This window comes from Pseudomonas algeriensis (genome assembly GCF_048847255.1).
In the GTDB taxonomy this organism is placed as follows: Bacteria; Pseudomonadota; Gammaproteobacteria; order Pseudomonadales; family Pseudomonadaceae; genus Aquipseudomonas.
Map to the genome: position 1 here is coordinate 190,014 of NZ_JBKKRK010000008.1, position 18,018 is coordinate 208,031.

20 protein-coding genes are annotated in these 18,018 nt (G+C 59.4%); 8 read left to right on the forward strand and 12 right to left on the reverse strand.

The window, feature by feature from the left end; all coding sequences use genetic code 11:
* Nucleotides 1-76 precede the first annotated feature (76 nt).
* The 7 genes from ACLK1G_RS14720 to ACLK1G_RS14750 are packed head-to-tail and all read right to left on the reverse strand — an operon-like array spanning nucleotide 77 to nucleotide 5,119.
* Nucleotides 77-619, reverse strand: a complete 543-nt coding sequence (locus tag ACLK1G_RS14720; protein ID WP_023048562.1) for an arsinothricin resistance N-acetyltransferase ArsN1 family B — start codon at nucleotides 617-619, stop codon at nucleotides 77-79.
* Entirely contained in the window at nucleotides 612-1,694 is a 1,083-nt protein-coding gene (locus tag ACLK1G_RS14725; RefSeq protein WP_023048561.1) for an ArsO family NAD(P)H-dependent flavin-containing monooxygenase, read from the reverse strand. Before ACLK1G_RS14725 ends, ACLK1G_RS14720 begins: the two co-directional genes overlap by 8 nt.
* Nucleotides 1,695-1,719: 25 nt before the next feature.
* Nucleotides 1,720-2,223, reverse strand: a complete 504-nt coding sequence (locus ACLK1G_RS14730) for a cyclin-dependent kinase inhibitor 3 family protein (protein WP_080992800.1) — start codon at nucleotides 2,221-2,223, stop codon at nucleotides 1,720-1,722.
* 4 nt (nucleotides 2,224-2,227) lie between these two features.
* Complete coding sequence (gene arsH, locus ACLK1G_RS14735) at nucleotides 2,228-2,941, reverse strand: arsenical resistance protein ArsH (protein ID WP_023048559.1); 714 nt, start codon at nucleotides 2,939-2,941, stop codon at nucleotides 2,228-2,230.
* A gap of 23 nt (nucleotides 2,942-2,964) precedes the next feature.
* Entirely contained in the window at nucleotides 2,965-3,435 is a 471-nt protein-coding gene (locus ACLK1G_RS14740) for an arsenate reductase ArsC (protein WP_023048558.1), read from the reverse strand.
* A gap of 14 nt (nucleotides 3,436-3,449) precedes the next feature.
* Nucleotides 3,450-4,733 (reverse strand): arsenic transporter, encoded by a 1,284-nt coding sequence (locus ACLK1G_RS14745; RefSeq protein ID WP_049695270.1) that lies wholly within the window; start codon nucleotides 4,731-4,733, stop codon nucleotides 3,450-3,452.
* 29 nt (nucleotides 4,734-4,762) lie between these two features.
* Nucleotides 4,763-5,119, reverse strand: a complete 357-nt coding sequence (locus ACLK1G_RS14750) for a metalloregulator ArsR/SmtB family transcription factor (RefSeq protein WP_049695271.1) — start codon at nucleotides 5,117-5,119, stop codon at nucleotides 4,763-4,765.
* A 177-nt stretch (nucleotides 5,120-5,296) separates the two neighbouring features.
* Between ACLK1G_RS14750 and arsN2 (ACLK1G_RS14755) the strand changes: the two genes are divergently transcribed.
* The gene (gene arsN2 / locus ACLK1G_RS14755; RefSeq protein ID WP_023048556.1) at nucleotides 5,297-5,746 is read left to right on the forward strand and encodes an arsenic resistance N-acetyltransferase ArsN2; all 450 of its coding nucleotides are present in this window, start codon (nucleotides 5,297-5,299) and stop codon (nucleotides 5,744-5,746) included.
* A gap of 581 nt (nucleotides 5,747-6,327) precedes the next feature.
* On the opposite strand, the gene arsH (ACLK1G_RS14760) is transcribed toward arsN2 (ACLK1G_RS14755), so the two are convergent.
* Genes arsH (ACLK1G_RS14760) through ACLK1G_RS14775 form a run of 4 tightly spaced genes read right to left on the reverse strand, consistent with a single transcriptional unit; the run spans nucleotide 6,328 to nucleotide 9,219 of the window.
* Nucleotides 6,328-7,041 (reverse strand): arsenical resistance protein ArsH, encoded by a 714-nt coding sequence (gene arsH, locus ACLK1G_RS14760; RefSeq protein WP_420766061.1) that lies wholly within the window; start codon nucleotides 7,039-7,041, stop codon nucleotides 6,328-6,330.
* Between the two features lie 23 nt (nucleotides 7,042-7,064).
* Complete coding sequence (locus tag ACLK1G_RS14765; RefSeq protein WP_420766062.1) at nucleotides 7,065-7,535, reverse strand: arsenate reductase ArsC; 471 nt, start codon at nucleotides 7,533-7,535, stop codon at nucleotides 7,065-7,067.
* 14 nt (nucleotides 7,536-7,549) lie between these two features.
* The gene (locus ACLK1G_RS14770; protein ID WP_420766063.1) at nucleotides 7,550-8,833 is read right to left on the reverse strand and encodes an arsenic transporter; all 1,284 of its coding nucleotides are present in this window, start codon (nucleotides 8,831-8,833) and stop codon (nucleotides 7,550-7,552) included.
* 29 nt (nucleotides 8,834-8,862) lie between these two features.
* The gene (locus tag ACLK1G_RS14775; protein ID WP_420766064.1) at nucleotides 8,863-9,219 is read right to left on the reverse strand and encodes a metalloregulator ArsR/SmtB family transcription factor; all 357 of its coding nucleotides are present in this window, start codon (nucleotides 9,217-9,219) and stop codon (nucleotides 8,863-8,865) included.
* 175 nt (nucleotides 9,220-9,394) lie between these two features.
* Here ACLK1G_RS14775 and arsN2 (ACLK1G_RS14780) point away from each other — a divergent pair, with 175 nt between their 5' ends.
* From arsN2 (ACLK1G_RS14780) to nudK, 7 genes are all read left to right on the forward strand, one after another.
* The gene (gene arsN2, locus ACLK1G_RS14780; RefSeq protein ID WP_420766065.1) at nucleotides 9,395-9,889 is read left to right on the forward strand and encodes an arsenic resistance N-acetyltransferase ArsN2; all 495 of its coding nucleotides are present in this window, start codon (nucleotides 9,395-9,397) and stop codon (nucleotides 9,887-9,889) included.
* 644 nt (nucleotides 9,890-10,533) lie between these two features.
* The gene (locus ACLK1G_RS14785; protein WP_420766066.1) at nucleotides 10,534-11,505 is read left to right on the forward strand and encodes a tripartite tricarboxylate transporter substrate binding protein; all 972 of its coding nucleotides are present in this window, start codon (nucleotides 10,534-10,536) and stop codon (nucleotides 11,503-11,505) included.
* A gap of 75 nt (nucleotides 11,506-11,580) precedes the next feature.
* On the forward strand, nucleotides 11,581-12,054 hold the full coding sequence (locus ACLK1G_RS14790) for a tripartite tricarboxylate transporter TctB family protein (protein WP_420766067.1): 474 nt from the start codon (nucleotides 11,581-11,583) through the stop codon (nucleotides 12,052-12,054).
* A gap of 9 nt (nucleotides 12,055-12,063) precedes the next feature.
* A complete protein-coding gene (locus tag ACLK1G_RS14795; protein WP_420766068.1) occupies nucleotides 12,064-13,584 on the forward strand; it encodes a tripartite tricarboxylate transporter permease in 1,521 nt (506 codons plus the stop codon).
* Nucleotides 13,585-13,663: 79 nt separating this feature from the next.
* Nucleotides 13,664-14,821: an L-talarate/galactarate dehydratase gene (locus ACLK1G_RS14800; RefSeq protein ID WP_420766069.1), complete on the forward strand. Its 1,158-nt coding sequence runs from the start codon at nucleotides 13,664-13,666 to the stop codon at nucleotides 14,819-14,821.
* Between the two features lie 22 nt (nucleotides 14,822-14,843).
* Complete coding sequence (locus ACLK1G_RS14805) at nucleotides 14,844-16,274, forward strand: FAD-binding oxidoreductase (protein ID WP_420766070.1); 1,431 nt, start codon at nucleotides 14,844-14,846, stop codon at nucleotides 16,272-16,274.
* A 52-nt stretch (nucleotides 16,275-16,326) separates the two neighbouring features.
* Nucleotides 16,327-16,923, forward strand: coding sequence for a GDP-mannose pyrophosphatase NudK (gene nudK, locus ACLK1G_RS14810; protein ID WP_420766071.1), 597 nt, complete (start codon nucleotides 16,327-16,329; stop codon nucleotides 16,921-16,923).
* Between the two features lie 8 nt (nucleotides 16,924-16,931).
* On the opposite strand, the gene ftrA is transcribed toward nudK, so the two are convergent.
* Nucleotides 16,932-17,927, reverse strand: a complete 996-nt coding sequence (gene ftrA / locus ACLK1G_RS14815; RefSeq protein WP_420766126.1) for a transcriptional regulator FtrA — start codon at nucleotides 17,925-17,927, stop codon at nucleotides 16,932-16,934.
* Nucleotides 17,928-18,018 lie beyond the last annotated feature (91 nt).

Below are 18,018 nucleotides of genomic sequence, written 5' to 3' on the forward strand. Positions count from 1 at the left end.
TCACATGTGTTGGAGGATTAGTGCTGTCGCAGCCAGCAACGGCGCGGGCTGGGACGCTCTAGCGTGGCATTCGGGTTTAGGATACGAAGCTCATTGGAGCCTCGGGTCGAAGGCCGTCGTCACCGAACTCAAACCGCCAATACCCCACATCATGCCAAGCATCGAGCTTGAATCCGACCTGCGGAAACGTACCGATGTGCTGAAAACCGAGTCGTTCGTGCAGCCCGACACTGCCTTCATTCGGCAAGGCGATACCGGCATACGCCGAGCGATATCCCAGACGCTTCAGAACCGGCAGCAGCACGTCATAGAGCTGCCGAGCAATTCCGCTGCGGCGCTGCCCCTCGGCGACATACACCGTCACATCCACCGCCCACCGGTACGCCGCACGCGCCCGGTGCTGACTGGCGTAGGCATAGCCGACTACCCGTCCTTCTCGCACAGCCACCAGATACGGATAGGTTTGCAGCGTCGTGGAGATACGCTCACACATTTGCTCCACGCTCGGCACTGCCTCTTCGAATGAGATGGCCGTGTTGAGTACGATGGGCGCGTAGATGATCTGGATCTCTTCTGCATCCTCTGGTCTGGCGACACGAATTTCGATTCCGCTATGCATCCGACTGCTCCAAGCTGTTCAGGTGTTCGACTACTTCGTTAACTGTGCTGCGCGCGGTACGGGTGACGCCAATCAACGTCGCCGAGGCCAAGCCGGTCCAGTCGCCATATCCGACCAGCCAGAGGCGCGGCTCGCGAATAGAACGCCCCCCATCAACCTCGACCCTTCCGTAGTCATCCAGCACGTCCAGTGCCTTAAGGTGATCCAGTGCCGGCCGGAATCCAGTACACCAGACCACCACATCGACCTGGGTTTTCTCACCGTTGGGCCAGACGACCCCATCCGACGTAAATGAGGTGAAAGGCCTTACAGCACGAAGGGCCCCGCGCTCGCGAGCCCGGACTACTGAGGGCACCATGACGATATCACCAAGCCCACCGACCTGTGCGTCGATAACACGGCCCTCCTGTTGAGCCTTGAGGCGCTCGGTAGCCCGTTCGAACAGCACCCGGCCATCCACGTCATCAGGCAGAAACGCCGGTTCCTTCGTGGTTACCCACGTTGCGTCGGCGATCTCGGACAGCTCCGCGTAGATTTGCGCCCCCGAGTTGCCACCACCAACGACCAGCACGCGTTTTCCTTGGAAAGCCTCTGGTAACTGGTACTGGGCGGAGTGAATCTGCTGCCCCTGGAACAGCTCTATCCCCGGATAGGCCGGAACATTGGGCTTGCTCCAGGTCCCCGTTGCGCTGATGACGGCACGGGCTTCCCAGTTGCGGTCCTTCGAGCGCACACGAAGACCACGTGCGGTCCGCTCCACCGCCGTGATGCTGACGGGGCGAACGATAGGAAACCCGTAGCGCGCCTCGTACTGCTCCAGGTAGCTGACCACGTGATCCCTATCAGGATTACCTTCGGTGACTGGCGGCATCGGCCAGCCCGCGATGGAGCTCCAAGCGGAGGGCGAGAACAGCGTCAGCGAGTGCCAGCCATGGCGCCACGCCCCGCCCGCAGCCTCTTCAGCGTCAAGCAGCAGGAACGAGAGCTTGGCCCGCTTGAGAAAATAGGCCACCGTCAGCGCGGACTGCCCGCCGCCAATCACGATGACATCGAGTAGCTCGCCTTCGGTGGCCATGGTTTCTCCTGTCTGGCTGGAGCGCTCAGCCTTCGCCGAACTGGTTGATGTAGTTGATGTGCGCAGGCTTCTGAATCGCCCGTGGGCGAAGATCCTGCACCCATGCAATCGCCTCGCGGCGCGGCATTCCGGACTCGATCAGCAGACGGGCAGCGAACAGCCCGGTGCGGCCGGAGCCGCCCTTGCAGTGGATGGCCAGGGCCTTGTTGGATGCGAGCAAAGCGTTCAACTGGTGGCGGATCTCTCCCAGCCCGACCTCGAAGTTTTTATCCGGAGCATGATCATCCTTGATCGGCAGTTGGTACCACTCCAACCCATGCTGCTTGGCCGCGACGCCAAGCTGGGCAACTCCGTTTTCCTGAAGCTCTGCGTCCGACATCAGCGTAACCAGCGCCACGGCACCGGCCTTCTTGAGCGTATCCAGGCTTTCAGCGAGACCGCTGGTCTGGGTGCCCGGACAAGGCGTAAAAATCAGCACACCCGGAGCATGGGGCAACGATTTCAATGAGTAAGGATGCGACATGCTCATGACCTCAGATAGACCGAATATTGACTCGCTTGGATAGTTCTTCCGCCGACTCTTTGCGCTCGGAGTAGCGGTCTACCAAATAATCCTGGCGATCACGCAGCAGGAGCGTGAACTTGGTCAGTTCCTCCATCACGTCGACCAGTCGATCGTAGAAAGAAGACGGCTTCATGCGCCCGGCTTCATCGAACTCCAGGAAGGCTTTCGGCACCGACGACTGGTTCGGGATGGTAAACATACGCATCCAGCGGCCAAGCACGCGCAGTTGGTTCACCACGTTAAAGGACTGCGAGCCTCCACATACCTGCATCACCGCGAGGGTCTTGCCCTGGGTTGGGCGAACCGCGCCCATGGCCAGCGGTACCCAATCGATCTGCGCCTTGAAGACAGCACTCATTGAGCCGTGACGCTCGGGCGAGCACCACACCTGGCCCTCGGACCATTGCATCAGCTCGCGGAGTTCCAGCACCTTCTCGTGAGAGTCCGGAGCGTCATCCGGCAGCGGTAGGCCGGAAGGATCAAAGATTCGGGTTTCGGCGCCGAACTCTTCCAGCAGGCGCGCAGCCTCCTGGACCATCAAGCGGCTGAATGAGCGTTCGCGGGTCGATCCGTACAGCAGCAGGATGCGCGGTTTGTGTGTGGAAGGATCCTTCGGCGCCAGCCGCTCCAGCGACGGCAGATCAATAAGTTCTGGTTGGACATTGGGCAGGTGGTCGTTCATTTCGGTCTCCATTGATCCAGGGCCTACAGCGCGCCGATGCGGGCAAGTTCGGCTTTCAGTTCGTCCTGGCTCAGTTGCGAGAAAGGCAGCGCAATGAAGGCGCGCACGCGCTCATCAATCTTCGCAAGTGTTGTCTGGAAGGCTTCTTCGATTTCTGCCTCACTCCCGGTGACCGCCGAAGGGTCGGCCAGGCCCCAGTGGGCTTTGAGCGATGGACCGAAGAAGATCGGGCAGGCTTCGCCGGCAGCGCGGTCGCACACGGTGACAACGATGTCGGGAGGAGAGCTCTCGAAGGCATCCGAGGCCTTGCTTGAAAGACCTGCGGTGGGGATACCGGCGGCTTCCAGGGTATTCAGTGCCCGCTCATTGACCTTGCCGCTTGGGAAGCTGCCCGAGCTCACAGCTTCCATACCCTCTGGGGCCAGGTGATTGAACAGCGCCTCGGACAGGATGCTGCGGCAGCTGTTGTGGGTGCACATGAACAAGACTTTCATCAGGTATCTCCGGTTCAAAAGCTCAGGCGGATGGCCAATGCGGCCAAGGTGGCAAGCAGGATCGGCAGCGTCAGGACGATGCCGGTGCGGAAGTAGTAACCCCAGGTGATGACGATGTTCTTGCGGGCCAGCACGTGTAGCCACAGCAAGGTGGCCAGGCTGCCGATGGGGGTGATTTTCGGACCGAGGTCACAGCCGATGACGTTGGCGTAGATCATGGCCTCGCGCACGATGCCGGTGGCCTCGGCGGAATGGATCGACAAGGCCCCTACCAACACAGTGGGCATGTTGTTCATGACCGACGACAGGCCAGCGGCGAGCAGCCCCGTCCCGAGGGATGCGCCCCAGATTCCGTAGCCAGCGAAGACATTGAGGATCTGCGTCAGGTAGTCGGTGAGGCCGGCGTTACGCAGGCCATACACCACAAGGTACATGCCAAGCGAGAACACCACGACCTGCCAAGGCGCGTCCTTGAGCACCTTGCGGGTTGAAATCACGTGCCCACGCGCGGCGATCAGGTAGAGGATCAGCGCACAGGCAGCAGCGATGGCGCTGATCGGAACGCCCAGCGGCTCGATGGCGAAGAAGCCAACCAGCAACAGCGCAAGCACCCACCAGCCGGCAACGAACGTCGCCTTGTCGCGGATAGCGGCTTCGGGAGCCTTCAGTTGGTCGAGTTCATAGGTACGCGGCAGGTCCTTGCGGAAGAACCACAGCAGCATTCCCAGGGTGGCGGCGATGCTGACCAGGTTCACCGGCACCATGACCGAGGCGTATTCGCTGAAGCCAATGCCAAAGTAGTCGGCGGAAACGATGTTCACCAGGTTGGACACCACCAGCGGCAAGCTCGCGGTATCGGCGATGAAGCCCGCCGCCATGACGAATGCCAGCGTCGCCGCCGGGGAGAAGCGCAGGGCCAGCAGCATGGCGATGACGATCGGGGTCAGGATCAGTGCCGCACCGTCGTTAGCGAACAGCGCCGAGACGGCGGCGCCCAGCAGGATGATGAAGGCGAACAGCTTGCGGCTGCTGCCATTGCCCCAGCGGGCCACGTGCAATGCCGCCCACTCGAAGAACCCCGCCTCATCCAGCAGCAGGCTGATGATGATGACGGCGATGAAAGTGGCGGTAGCGTTCCAGACGATCTGCCAGACCACGGGAATATCGGACAGGCTCACGACGCCCGCCAGCAGCGCCACGACGGCCCCCAGTGCGGCGCTCCAGCCCACGCCCAGGCCTTTGGGCTGCCAGATGACGAGAACGATCGTCACCAGGAAAATCAAAAATGCGATCAGCATGACTACAACTCAATCAGCGAAGGGAATTCTCAAGCACAAGCAACAGGGCTCTGCGGCCGCTCGCCCATTTCGGCAAGGCGCAATGCATCGGGGCTCAACCATTCCTGGTTGGCATCGACCACTCCCTTCAGCATCGCGTCCACCCACTGCGGCAGTTCGGGGTGCAGTCGGTAGTACACCCATTGACCCTTGCGGCGATCCATCAGGATTCCAGCCTCGCGCAACTGGGCAAGATGCCGGGAGATCTTCGGCTGGCTCAGCTCCAGCGCGTGGGTAAGTTCGCAGACACAGAGTTCGCCTTCACGGGCGATCAGCAGGGTCATCCGGGCCCGGGTGTCATCAGCCAGGCATTTGAAAACGATGGGGGGAGTCAGTGTTTCCCGCATGTGACCTCCTGGGGAATGCGTGTACGGCCAATATCTGGAAATCCGAATATATGCCAATTCGAATATACGGTAAAGCAGATATTTACACTCGCCTCGCCTTACGGGACGTCATAAAACTGGAAAAAGCCCTCGCTTTGGGCCCTATACTGGCCGTCGATACCATCCCCAGAGTCCCCAATGAACCAGTCTGATATCTCTGTCCGATTGCTTGGTACCGATCAAATCCAAGGCCTGGCTGCGCATCTGACTGCAGCGGGCTTGCCGACCCAAGACCTTTTGCAGCCCGACCGAATGTTCTATTCCTTTCATCGGGGAGAAACGGAGCTGGGATACGGGGGCATTGAAGGAACTGGTCGGACTCGTCTGATTCGCTCACTGGTTGTCGTACCGGCCCAGCGAAAGTCAGGGATCGGTACCCTGCTGCTCAGAGCACTTGAGCGAATAGCGGAAGCTGACGGAGCCCAGAGCCTTCATCTGCTGACCACAACAGCACCCGACTTCTTCGAGGCTCGGGGATATGAGCACAGAGACCGATCTCAAGCCCCAAAGGCAATTTCCAGTTCGGAGGAGTTCAAGAGCCTTTGTCCGACCTCTGCGGTCTATATGGTGAAGGATCTGGCGACATGAACTCGGTGTCACCTCAGGGAACTCGCCTCCACGAATTTCACTGAGTCCTGCGGCGCCCTGAAGATGGCGAGCCCTGGGCCCGGCATGATTGAGCGACTTCATGAGTGAGGATACAGGCGTATCCTTGGACGGTTTTAAACCTGCCTGGTAGCGGAAAACAGTCAGTCTGGTTGGCGCGTCTGCGCTCGGAAAAGCAGCAACCCCTCCAAGATGTATCTCAGAGAAATCCATGCCCAACCCAACGATTTGTAGGGGGCTCCCAGCCAGGAGCGCTCGCACCGGTTACCACGCCCCAAAAAGATACCATCATAATTTTTTTGGGGTTTTAGCACGGGGTCCTTCCTGTGATTTTTTCTGGCTGAACCTTTGCTGTGACAACCTTTATTAAACGAAAAAGCCCGAGAAATTTTGAAAAATTATGCTTTGTGACAACCTTTATTTTTGCTTCCCTAGAAGCAGCCTCCTCGCTAGGCCGCGAAATGCAAGAGACTTTGTGACAAAGTTTATTAATCGGCAACAGCTCAATCGAGCTCAGCAGCTTCGCGGGTGGATGTCACAAACACAATAATGGTTTCGATACCTCAAATGGACCGAAGGTTGACCCGTCTGGAAAGCTCCTCCGCCGACTCCTTGCGCTCGGAGTAGCGGTCAACCAAATAGTCCTGGCGATCGCGCAGCAGCAGCGTGAACTTCATCAGTTCTTCCATCACATCGACCAACCGATCATAGAAGGACGAGGGCTTCATACGCCCGGCATCGTCGAATTCCAGGAAGGCTTTGGGTACCGAAGACTGGTTAGGGATAGTGAACATGCGCATCCAGCGGCCTAACACTCGCAACTGATTCACTACGTTGAAGGACTGCGAACCGCCACAGACCTGTAGCACCGCCAGGGTCTTGCCTTGGGTTGGGCGCACGGACCCCATCGCCAGTGGTACCCAGTCGATCTGTGCCTTGAAAACGGCGCTCATCGAGCCGTGGCGCTCAGGTGAACACCACACCTGGCCTTCGGACCATTGCATCAGCTTGCGAAGCTCAAGCACCTTTTCATGTGAGTCGGGAGCGTCATCCGGCAACGGCAGCCCGGACGGATCGAAAATGTGGACCTCGGCGCCGAGTTCCTCCAACAGGCGGGCTGCTTCCTGGACAAGAAGACGACTGAATGAGCGCTGACGGGTTGATCCATACAGTAGGAGCATGCGCGGTTTGTGAGTAGAAGGATCCTTGGGCTCCAGCCGCTCAAGCGACGGGAGATCAATCAGCGCTGATTGAATATTCGGCAGATTGTCGTTCATTTCAGTCTCCATTGATCCAAGGATTAGAGCGAGCCGATGCGGGCTAGCTCTCCTTTCAATTCATCCGGGCTCATTTGTTGCAAAGGCAGCGCAAAGAAAGCGCGTACCCTTTCATCAATTTTCGCCACAGTGTTTTGGAAGGCTTCCTCGATCTGCGCCTCGCTCCCCGTTGACGCAGAGGGATCGGCCAGGCCCCAATGGGCTTTGAGTGACGGGCCGAAGAAGATCGGGCAGGCCTCGCCGGCTGCGCGATCGCACACGGTAATGACGATATCGGGGGGGGCGCTTTCGAAGGCATCCGACGCCTTGCTCGAAAGACCGACAGTGGGAATACCGGCGGCTTGCAGTGTCTTCAGTGCCCGTTCATTGACCTTGCCGCTGGGAAAGCTGCCTGAACTGACAGCCTCCATACCGGAGGGTGCCAAGTGATTGAACAACGCCTCGGACAAAATGCTGCGGCAGCTGTTGTGGGTGCACATGAACAAGACTTTCATCAACTATCTCCGGTTCAAAAGCTCAGGCGGATGGCCAATGCGGCCAGGGTGGCAAGCAGGATTGGCAACGTCAGGACGATGCCGGTGCGAAAGTAATAGCCCCAGGTGATGACGATGTTCTTGCGCGCCAGCACATGCAGCCACAACAAGGTGGCGAGGCTGCCGATAGGAGTGATTTTCGGTCCCAGGTCGCAGCCGATGACGTTGGCGTAGACCATGGCCTCGCGGATGACACCGGTAGCCTCTGTGGAGTGGATCGACAGCGCCCCCACCAAAACAGTGGGCATGTTGTTCATGACCGACGAAAGACCTGCGGCCAGCAGCCCTGTCCCAAACGCCGCTCCCCACACGCCATAACCAGCGAAGACATTGAGAATTTGCGCCAGGTAATCGGTGAGGCCAGCGTTACGCATGCCATAGACCACGAGATACATGCCCAGCGAAAACACTACGACCTGCCAAGGTGCTTCTCTTAGTACCTTGCGAGTCGAAATAACGTGCCCACGGGCGGCGATCAGATAAAGAATAAACGCGCAGACGGCGGCTATGGCGCTTATCGGGACGCCCAGCGGCTCGATAACGAAGAAACCGATCAGCAACAAACCCAGTACCCACCAGCCTGCAATAAACGTCGCCTTGTCGCGGACGGCCGCCTCGGGGGCCTTCAACTGATCAAGCTCATACGTACGTGGCAAATCGTTGCGAAAGAACCACAGCAGCATGACCAGGGTCGCTGCGACACTGACCAAGTTCACCGGCACCATGACGGCAGCGTACTCGCTGAAGCCGATGTTGAAATAATCAGCGGAAACAATATTCACCAGATTGGATACGACCAAAGGCAAGCTCGCGGTATCAGCGATGAATCCCGCCGCCATGACGAACGCCAACGTAGCGGCCGGCGAAAAGCGCAGGGCCAAAAGCATCGCGATGACGATCGGAGTCAAAATCAGCGCCGCGCCGTCATTGGCGAACAGGGCCGATACCGCCGCCCCCAGCAGGATGATGAAGGCGAATAATTTACGACTGCTACCGTTGCCCCAACGGGCCACATGCAACGCCGACCACTCGAAGAATCCCGCCTCATCCAGCAACAGGCTGATGATGATGACGGCGATGAAGGTTGCAGTCGCATTCCATACGATCTGCCACACCACGGGGATATCGGACACGCTCACGACACCTGCCAGCAGCGCCACGAGAGCCCCTAGGGCGGCGCTCCAACCCACACCCAAACCTTTTGGTTGCCAGATGACGAGAACAATCGTCACCAGAAAAATCAGAAATGCGATCAGCATGAGTACTACTCTGTCAGCGGAAGAAAAGGTCAGGCACAGGCGGTCAGGCTCTGCGGCCGCTCGCCCATTTCTGCGAGACGCAGCGCATCGGTGCTCAACCATTCCTTGTTCGCATCAACAATACCCTTGAGCATGACGCCCACCCATTCAGGCAGAGACGGGTGTAGCCGGTAATAAACCCATTGACCCTGGCGCCGGTCCATGAGGACTCCCGCTTCACGCAGTTGTGCCAGGTGTCTGGAGATCTTCGGCTGACTCACGTCCAGCGCGCAGGTGAGCTCGCATACGCAAAGCTCGCCCTCACGGGCAATCAGCAAGGTCATCCGGGCTCGGGTTTCGTCAGCAAGACACTTGAAAAGGGCGAGGGGTGTCAGGGGTTCCTGCATGTGGCCTCCTGGTGAATGCACGGCTCATATCTGAAAACGGGAATATACGTTTATTCGAATATGCGGTAAATCAGATATTCCGCCTGGCCTAGGTCACCAGGCTCCGCCCAAACACAGCAGGTGTCCTTGTTTAGAAACCTATACTGAACGTCCATCACCTCCTTCAGAGCCTGCGATGAACCCCCCAGATATCTCCGTGCGATTACTTGATGCTGATCTAATCCAAGGGATGGCTGCTCATTTGAGCGCAGCGGGATTGCCAACCCAGGACCTTCTGCAGCCCGATCGAATCTTTTATTCCTTTCACCGTGGAGAAGCCGAGCTGGGGTTCGGGGGTATTGAAGGAAACGGCGGTGCGCGCCTTCTACGCTCGCTCATCGTCGTGCCTAATCAGAGAAAATCTGGGGCTGGCACTTTGTTGTTGCAAGCGCTTGAGGGTATAGCTGCCGCCGATGGCGCCCTGAGCCTTCATCTTCTGACCGACACGGCGCCCGAGTTTTTCGAGGCTCGGGGATACGAGCGCAGAGATCGCTCCCAAGCGCCGGAGGTGATTTCCAACTCCGAGGAATTCACAGCGCTCTGCCCTGCATCGGCGGTTTATATGGTGAAGGAACTTGCTGACGTGACCCTGTCATTACCAGCGGAAACTTGCTTCAACGAACGTCAGTGAGTTCGTTCTCAATGGCCGAAATGTCGCGCTGTACCGATCCCGAGGTTGCTGGGGGCGATTTAATCTTTTTTGTTCCATGTCTCGTCTACTCCTAGCGGCCGCGAATCAGGAGGGTTGGGACCCCCTTTGTTATGCAGGCACTAGTAGTTTTTCCAGCGATCAGAAGCCCCCAACCTTGAGCACTAACCCCCTGAAACCCAAGGGTTTATTTTTGGACTGGGAAAAGGTCCGGCTCGTCCTTGGGCAAACGCGCTACGGAGGGCCCTCTGATTCGCGCCTTTCCTGTTTGTCGCTTTCGTCATGGGCGAGTGAACAACTGCGTTGACAATGCCGGGCATAGGTGTTGATATTCAGTCGTACGACAACGTATGACATCAAAAAATAATAAAAACGAAAGGCGCAGTCATGGTTTCCACACTTGCAGCCCATCCATTGCACATCGTGCCAGCCTCGGCCACTGATGCGCTGCCGCCACGCTTCGCGTCGGCGCTTGAAAACCCTTTCGCCTGCTTGCAAGCACAACCCGATTCCTCCCTCGCATCCCTTTATCGACATCGTCCGTCCCGCCAGGCATCTAGCGTTGGCGCAGGCGCTGCTCGAGCCGTTTCCCCCTCACACTGAATGGCAGTATTTGGAGAACAACAATGAAGAAAAAACTCTATGCCTCACTGCTCGCGTCTTTCCTGAGCCTGACTGCCGGGACGGCGATCGCTGCCGATGCCAGCGACTGGCCAAATCGTCCGATACAGGTGGTGGTGATCGCCAACGCTGGCGGTGACACCGATTTCAACGCACGCATGATGGCCAAGTACTTCACCAAGGTCACCGGCAAGACCATGGTGGTCACCAACATGGCCGGCGGGGGCGGCACCATCGCCGCCGATGCGGTGAAGAGCGCGGCGCCCGATGGCAACACCATTCTTTTCACCCACACCGGCCAGTTGATCGTCAATGAAGTGGCGGGGCTGTCCGAAGACCGTTTCGATGCGTTTGATATCTCCTGCATCGCTGGCGTCGACAAAGGCGCGGTGTTCGTCTCGGCCAAGAGCTCGGGCATCGACAGCCTCGACCAACTGATTGAAACAGCCAAGGCCAAGCCCGGCACCATCACCTACGGCACCGAGATGGGCAACTTCTCCCACCTGCAAGGCTTGATGTTCGAAAAGCTCGCCGGCGTGAAACTGAAAATGGTGGACAGCGGCACCGTCTCGGAAAAGATCGTCGCCTTGCTGGGCAAGCGGATCGATCTGGGGGCCATCAGCTATGGTTCGGTCCAGGATTACATTTCCAGCGGCAAGATGACCGCCCTGGGCCAACCCAACGCCGAGCGCAACGCGCTGCTGGGTGACGTCAAGACGTTCAAGGAGCAAGGCGTGGACCTGGTTCTGGACAAGCCTTACGTCGTCGCGTTCCCGAAAGGCACCGACCCGGCCATCGTCAAGAAAATGGCCGACACCATGAAAAAAATCACCGAAGAACCTGAATACGCCGAAGAGCTGAAAAAGTCGTTCAAACAGCCGGTCAGTTTCCAGGGCACCGAAGAAGCCATAGCCACGTTGAACAAAACCCGCGACAGCTTCATGCAGTTCAAGGACGAGATGCGTAAGGCTAAATAATCTGCGTAGCGGCTCGGGTGCACGCCGCGCTGGCAGGCACCCGACGCCCCGTCCTTCCAAGCAAGAGGAGCCTGTATGGATTCCTATAAAAGAAACGAGCTGATCGCCGGCCTGGCCATGCTCGGCGCCGGCGTGGCTTACCTGGTGCTGACCTTGAACCTGCCACGTCGCGGGACGGTCGATGCCGCGTTTGTGCCCTGGGTGCTCGCCGTGTCGCTGTGCCTGTTGGGCGCGCTGCAATTGTGGGCTTGGCGAAAGCTGCCGAACAAAAGTGCCGAACCCGCGGAAAAGCCCGAGGCGATCGATTACCCAACGGTCTTCAAATCCCTGGCGTTGGTGCTGCTGTATACAGCGCTGATGGAGCCGGTGGGTTTCGTGATCACGACTGTGCTTTATCTCTATGCCCAGTTCATCGTACTGACCCCTGCGGAACAGAAAATCAAGCACTTGCAATACGGGCTGATCGCGGTCGTCTCGTCGGTGTTGATCTTTTACATCTTCCGCCATGGCTTCGACTTGCTCCTGCCGGTCGGTTTATTGGATTTCTAGGGGACGGCCATGATTGAACTCATGCAACAAGGCTTCGGGGCCATACTCACACCCTACGTTTTCATCATCATCCTCCTTGGCGTGGCGGTGGGGATTGTCTTCGGTGCGGTGCCCGGGCTATCAGCCACCATGGCCATCGCGCTGTGTCTGCCACTGACTTATTCGATGGGGCCTGGCACGGGCCTGGCCCTGCTGGTCGCGCTGTTCGTCGGCGCCACCTCGGGAGGGTTGATATCGGCGATATTGCTCAACATACCGGGAACGCCGGCCTCCATTGCGACGACGTTCGATGGCTGGCCGTTGATGAAACAAGGCCACGGCGTCAAGGCCCTCGGGATTGGCGTGGTGTTCTCGTTCCTGGGCACGATTTTCAGCATTGCCGCGCTGATGTTCATCGCCCCGATCCTGGCTGATCTGGCGCTGAGCTTTGGCCCGCACGAATATTTTTCCATTGCGATCTTCTCGCTGACGTTGATCGCTACGCTGTCCACCGGCTCCTTGGTCAAAGGGTTGTTTGCCGGTGCCCTGGGCTTTGCCTTCTCCACAGTGGGAATCGCCCCGGTCGAGGCCATCCGCCGTTTTACCTTTGATCTGCCGAGTCTCAATGGCGGCTTTGCCATGCTCACGGTCATGATCGGTATGTTCGCGGTTGCCGAAGTGCTGAAGTTCGCCGAAAGCGCACGCCTGAGCCACCGGGCCAAACCGCAGCACGTCAGCATGAAAGGCGTGAAAGGCTTTGGTTTCTCGATGAAGGAATTCGTCGGCCAGCTGCCCAATGCCACCCGTTCATCCCTGATCGGCCTGGGTATTGGCATCCTGCCCGGCATCGGTGCCGGTACGTCGAACATCGTCTCTTACATCGTTGCCAAGAAACGCTCCAAGACCCCGGAAGAGTTCGGTAAAGGCAAGATCGACGGTGTGGTGGCCAGCGAAACGGCAAACAACGCCGGTATCGGTGGGGCGATGATTCCGCTGCTGACCCTTGGCATTCCCGGCGATACCACCACAGCGGTCATGCTGGGTGGCTTCATGATCCACGGGATCCAGCCCGGGCCCCTGCTATTCATCAGCCAGGCACCGTTGGTCTACACGATCTTCGCCGCGCTGATCCTCGCTTCCGTGATGATGCTGGTGCTGGAGTTCTATGGCCTGCGCATGTTCATCAAATTGCTGGCGGTGCCCAAGCACATCCTGTTGCCGATCATCCTGGTGCTCTGCGTCGTCGGCGCCTTTGGCTTGAACAGTCGGATCTTCGACGTCTGGGCGGTGCTGCTGTTTGGCTTGCTGGGCTATGGATTCGTCAAGAGCGGTTTGCCGATCGCGCCTTTCATCATTGGCTTCATTCTCGGTCCCATGGCGGAAACCAACCTGCGCCGGGGCCTGATGTTGTCCGATGGGAATTTCAGCGGCTTCCTCGCCAACCCTATCTCGGCCGGTTTCCTGATTTTGGCCGCCGCCTCGATTTCCTGGCACCTGGTTACCGTGATCCGTCAAAAGAAAAGCGCCGCCATCGAGTTGATGCGCAGCTAGTCCAGCGCATCCATCCGCTCTTGCTGCTGCCACGCCGTCAAGCGTGGCAGCAGTTGAACCGATACGCCCGGAGATCGACATGCAAGACCTGACTCACTCGCCCTCGGCCGATGATGACCGTATCGCCTGGATTCGTGTTGCTTCGGTTTTCCTGCCGCTGGCCAATCCTATCAGTGACGCCAAGGTGCTGACCGGTCGGCAAAAGCCGATGACCGAGATCGCCATGCTGTTCGTCGAAATCCAGACCAGGGATGGCCATCATGGCCTGGGATTCAGCTATTCCAAGCGCGCCGGCGGCCCCGGGCAGTTTGCCCACGCCCGGGAACTTGCCCCTGGCCTGATAGGCGAGAATCCCAGCGATATCGCCAAACTCTGGGACAAGCTGTGCTGGGCCGGGGCTTCGGTGGGCCGCAGCGGCCTGGCGACCCAAGCGATTGGCGCCTTCGATGTGGCGCTTTGGGACCTGAAAGCGAAGCGGGCCAATCTCTCATTGGCGCGACTGCTCGGAGCCCACCGTGATTCGGTCCAGTGCTACAACACGTCCGGCGGTTTTTTGCATACGCCGCTTGAGCAATTAATGATCAATACCGACATCTCTCGAGAAAAAGGCATTGGCGGTATCAAGCTCAAGGTGGGCCAGCCGGATCAGGCGCTGGATCTGCACCGTGTCAGCACCATCCGCAAGCACCTGGGTGATGCGTTCCCGCTGATGGTCGATGCCAACCAGCAGTGGGACCGGCCCACCGCGCAACGGATGTGCCGCCAGTTGGAACAATACAACCTGGTGTGGATCGAGGAACCGCTCGATTGCTATGACGCCGAAGGTCATGCCGCCCTGGCCCAGCAATTCGACACACCGATCGCCACCGGCGAGATGCTGACCAGCGTGGCCGAGCACTGGGAATTCATAAAACTGCGCGCCGCCGATTACCTCATGCCCGATGCACCGCGTGTCGGCGGCATCACGCCTTATCTGAAAGTCCAGGCAGCGGCTGAACAAGCGGGGTTGATGATCGCGCCACATTTTGCGATGGAGCTGCATATCCATCTGGCCGCCACCTACAGTCGCGAGCCTTGGGTCGAACATTTCGAATGGCTGGAGCCGTTATTCAACGAACGCATGGAAACCCGCGACGGAAGAATGCTGGTGCCGACCCGGCCTGGCCTTGGGCTGTCGTTGAGCGAACGTGTGGCGGGATGGACGGCGGACCAGGTTGAGATCGGGCGGCGTCCATGATCAGTTCGATGAGGAGCGCGGCATGGCGTTGAGTCCTGAGTTTATCCACAGCATCGAGCAGGTGGTGGGTGCCGCAGGCGTGGTACGGGATCCGGCGCTCATGGCCAGCTACCTGACAGACTGGCGCAACGCCTATCAAGGCCAGGCCGCGTTGGTGGTCAGGCCCGCCACCACCGAGGAAGTGGCGGCAGTGGTGCGGCTTTGCCATGACGCGAGGGTGGCGGTGGTGCCCCAGGGCGGCAATACCGGCTTATGCGGTGGCTCGATTCCGGATGCTTCCGGCACCGAGCTGGTGTTGTCCCTGACCCGGATGAAACGCATCCGCGACATCGACCTGGCCAATGAAACCGTCACGGTCGAGGCGGGGGTCATCCTGCGGCAATTGCAGGAAGCCGCCAGTGAGGCCGGGCGCCTGTTCCCATTGTCGCTGGGGGCGGAGGGCAGTTGTACGGTGGGCGGCAATCTGGCGACCAACGCGGGCGGTACAGCGGTGCTGCGCTACGGCAACATGCGCGAACTGACGCTGGGCCTGGAGGTGGTATTGCCGGACGGCCGAATCTGGAACGGCTTGCGTGGCTTGCGCAAGGACAACACCGGCTACGATCTCAAACATTGGTTCATTGGCTCGGAGGGTACGCTGGGCATCATCACGGCGGCGGTACTCAAGTTGTTCCCGGCCACCCACAGCAAGGCCACCGCCTGGGTCGCGCTGCCCTCGCCGCAGGCGGCGGTGGACTTGATCGGCCATGTCCGTGGCCTCTGCGCCGACCGTTTGACAGGCTTCGAGATGATGTCGCGCCAGAGCGTGGAGTTCGTCCTGGAACATGTTGCCGGCTGCAGCGATCCCTTGGCGGAGTCACACCCGTGGTATGCGTTGATCGAACTGCGCGACACGGTGCCCGATGCGCCGCTGGCCCAATTGCTTGAAACCGGGCTCGGCCATGCTTTCGAAAAGGCTTGGGTCCTGGATGCAGTCATCGCCAGCAATCATGCCCAGGCCGCTGCGTTGTGGGCCCTGCGCGAGGGTATCTCCGAAGCACAGAATCATGAGGGGCCCAGCCTCAAGCACGATATCAGTGTGCCGGTCAGCCAGATCCCGGCATTCATCGAGCATACCGACCGGGCCTTGCAAGACCAGTTTCCCGGCGTGCGCATTGTGTCCTACGGCCACATGGGCGACGGCAACCTGCACTACAACATCAGCAAACCGCTGGGCCACGCCGATGCCGCGTTCAAGTCGCAGGAGCAGGCGATCATGAACGTCATCTACCGGATGACCAGCTCCTACAACGGCAGCATCAGTGCCGAGCACGGGCTTGGACAAGCCAAGCCCCGGGCCGCGGCCCAGTTCAAGGACCCGCTGGAAATGGAACTGATGCGGGCCATCAAGCGCACGCTGGATCCCCTGGGGTTGATGAACCCAGGCAAAGTGTTCGCCGCTGGGCTGGAGTGACCGGGGCCGGCTCTGCTAGCCTGCCGGTTTGACACCGGACATGGAGGGTGGAATGACACAGGCCATCAGCACCAAGGATCGCGTGCGCATCAAGCACGTCGAAGTTCTCTCGGACAATTGGTACATCCTGCGCAAGACGACCTACGACTACCTTGGCCGCGACGGCCAATGGCGTGAATTGGCGCGTGAAACCTATGATCGCGGCAACGGCGCCACCATCCTGCTTTACAGCAAGGCCAAGCAAACGGTGGTGTTGACCCGGCAGTTCCGCTTCCCGGCGTTCGTCAACGGGCACGACGGCTTGCTGATCGAAACCTGCGCCGGCCTGCTGGATAACGATGATCCGCAAACCTGCATCCGCAAGGAAACCCAGGAGGAAACCGGGTACATCGTCCAGGACGTGCGCAAGGTGTTCGAGGCATTCATGAGCCCGGGATCGGTGACCGAGCGCGTGCATTTTTTCGTCGGTGAATATTTCGACGAGGACAAGCAGCACGAAGGAGGAGGGCTCGAGGCCGAAGGTGAGGAGATCGAAGTGTTGGAAATGCCGCTCGACCAGGCCCTGGGCATGATCGAGACGGGGGAGATCTGTGACGGCAAGACCATCATGCTGTTGCAGTACGCCAAGCTGCATCGGTTGCTCGATTGACGCCGGTTTCAGCAGTTGGCGACCCAGGCAGCCTGTTTGCTGATCTCGCCGCTGCCGAACCTTTCGCGATAGGCGGAGGGAGCCAGGCCTACCGCGTTGCGGAAGGCCGCGCGAAAACTTTCCACTGACCGGTAGCCACAGGCGTGTGCGATGCCGGCGGTGTTCTGGTCCGTGCTTTCCAGCATTTCCCTTGCCCGGTTCAGCCGTTCCTGCTGCAGCCAGACCTTGGGCGACAGGCCGGTTGTCTCAATGAAACGCCGCAAAAACGTGCGCTCGCTCATCGCCACGCGAGCCGCCATGTCGGCCACGCTCAGCGGTTGATCGAGGTTCTCGCGAATCCATTGCAGCACGCGCGTCAGCTCGTTGCGCGGTGACTTGCACACCGGCGCGACGATGAATTGCGATTGCCCGCCGGTTCGTTGTGGCGCCATGACCAGGCGCCGCGCCACCGAATTGGCGATATGCGTGCCGAAATCCCGTGCGATCAGATGCAGACAGGCGTCAATCCCGGCGGCGCTGCCGGCTGAGGTGATCAGTTGCCCCAGATCGACGTAGAGCACGTTGGGGTCGACCTTGATGCTGGGGTATCGCTCGGCCAGTTCCTGGGAGAATTGCCAATGGGTGGTCACGGTCTCGCCGTCGAGCAGCCCCGTGGCGGCGAGTACGAAGACCCCCGAGCAGATCGACAGCAAGCGTGCCCCGCGGGCGTGGGCTCGCCTAAGGGCCTGCAACAACGCCTCTGGAGGCGGCTCGAGACGACTGCGCCAACCGGGCACGATGATGGTTTGTGCGGTTTCAAGCGCTTCCAGGCCGGCATCGACGGAAATCTGCAAGCCCCCCAGCGCTTGCATCGGGCCCTGGTCGACCGCGACGATGCGATGGGTGTACCAAGGGACGTCCAATTCTGGGCGTGGCAGCCCGAATATCTCCAGGGCGATACCGAACTCGAATACGCAAAGGCCCTCATAAACGAGGATTGCCACTGTTCCGGGATGAGCGTGCATTTGGCGTAAATTCACCGATTATTGTCGTCTGCTGCACTGTAGCGGACGATCCCATGCCCCTACAATCGCTGCCAGGCAATCAGGAAAACCA

What these genes read in the sequence shown, in the direction of transcription:
- ACLK1G_RS14720 (WP_023048562.1), bottom strand. Translation starts at nt 619, where the DNA reads ATGCATAGCGGAATCGAAATTCGTGTCGCCAGACCAGAGGATGCAGAA.
- ACLK1G_RS14725 (WP_023048561.1), bottom strand. Translation starts at nt 1,694, where the DNA reads ATGGCCACCGAAGGCGAGCTACTCGATGTCATCGTGATTGGCGGCGGG.
- ACLK1G_RS14730 (WP_080992800.1), bottom strand. Translation starts at nt 2,223, where the DNA reads ATGAGCATGTCGCATCCTTACTCATTGAAATCGTTGCCCCATGCTCCG.
- arsH (WP_023048559.1), bottom strand. Translation starts at nt 2,941, where the DNA reads ATGAACGACCACCTGCCCAATGTCCAACCAGAACTTATTGATCTGCCG.
- ACLK1G_RS14740 (WP_023048558.1), bottom strand. Translation starts at nt 3,435, where the DNA reads ATGAAAGTCTTGTTCATGTGCACCCACAACAGCTGCCGCAGCATCCTG.
- ACLK1G_RS14745 (WP_049695270.1), bottom strand. Translation starts at nt 4,733, where the DNA reads ATGCTGATCGCATTTTTGATTTTCCTGGTGACGATCGTTCTCGTCATC.
- ACLK1G_RS14750 (WP_049695271.1), bottom strand. Translation starts at nt 5,119, where the DNA reads ATGCGGGAAACACTGACTCCCCCCATCGTTTTCAAATGCCTGGCTGAT.
- arsN2 (WP_023048556.1), top strand. Translation starts at nt 5,297, where the DNA reads ATGAACCAGTCTGATATCTCTGTCCGATTGCTTGGTACCGATCAAATC.
- arsH (WP_420766061.1), bottom strand. Translation starts at nt 7,041, where the DNA reads ATGAACGACAATCTGCCGAATATTCAATCAGCGCTGATTGATCTCCCG.
- ACLK1G_RS14765 (WP_420766062.1), bottom strand. Translation starts at nt 7,535, where the DNA reads ATGAAAGTCTTGTTCATGTGCACCCACAACAGCTGCCGCAGCATTTTG.
- ACLK1G_RS14770 (WP_420766063.1), bottom strand. Translation starts at nt 8,833, where the DNA reads ATGCTGATCGCATTTCTGATTTTTCTGGTGACGATTGTTCTCGTCATC.
- ACLK1G_RS14775 (WP_420766064.1), bottom strand. Translation starts at nt 9,219, where the DNA reads ATGCAGGAACCCCTGACACCCCTCGCCCTTTTCAAGTGTCTTGCTGAC.
- arsN2 (WP_420766065.1), top strand. Translation starts at nt 9,395, where the DNA reads ATGAACCCCCCAGATATCTCCGTGCGATTACTTGATGCTGATCTAATC.
- ACLK1G_RS14785 (WP_420766066.1), top strand. Translation starts at nt 10,534, where the DNA reads ATGAAGAAAAAACTCTATGCCTCACTGCTCGCGTCTTTCCTGAGCCTG.
- ACLK1G_RS14790 (WP_420766067.1), top strand. Translation starts at nt 11,581, where the DNA reads ATGGATTCCTATAAAAGAAACGAGCTGATCGCCGGCCTGGCCATGCTC.
- ACLK1G_RS14795 (WP_420766068.1), top strand. Translation starts at nt 12,064, where the DNA reads ATGATTGAACTCATGCAACAAGGCTTCGGGGCCATACTCACACCCTAC.
- ACLK1G_RS14800 (WP_420766069.1), top strand. Translation starts at nt 13,664, where the DNA reads ATGCAAGACCTGACTCACTCGCCCTCGGCCGATGATGACCGTATCGCC.
- ACLK1G_RS14805 (WP_420766070.1), top strand. Translation starts at nt 14,844, where the DNA reads ATGGCGTTGAGTCCTGAGTTTATCCACAGCATCGAGCAGGTGGTGGGT.
- nudK (WP_420766071.1), top strand. Translation starts at nt 16,327, where the DNA reads ATGACACAGGCCATCAGCACCAAGGATCGCGTGCGCATCAAGCACGTC.
- ftrA (WP_420766126.1), bottom strand. Translation starts at nt 17,927, where the DNA reads ATGCACGCTCATCCCGGAACAGTGGCAATCCTCGTTTATGAGGGCCTT.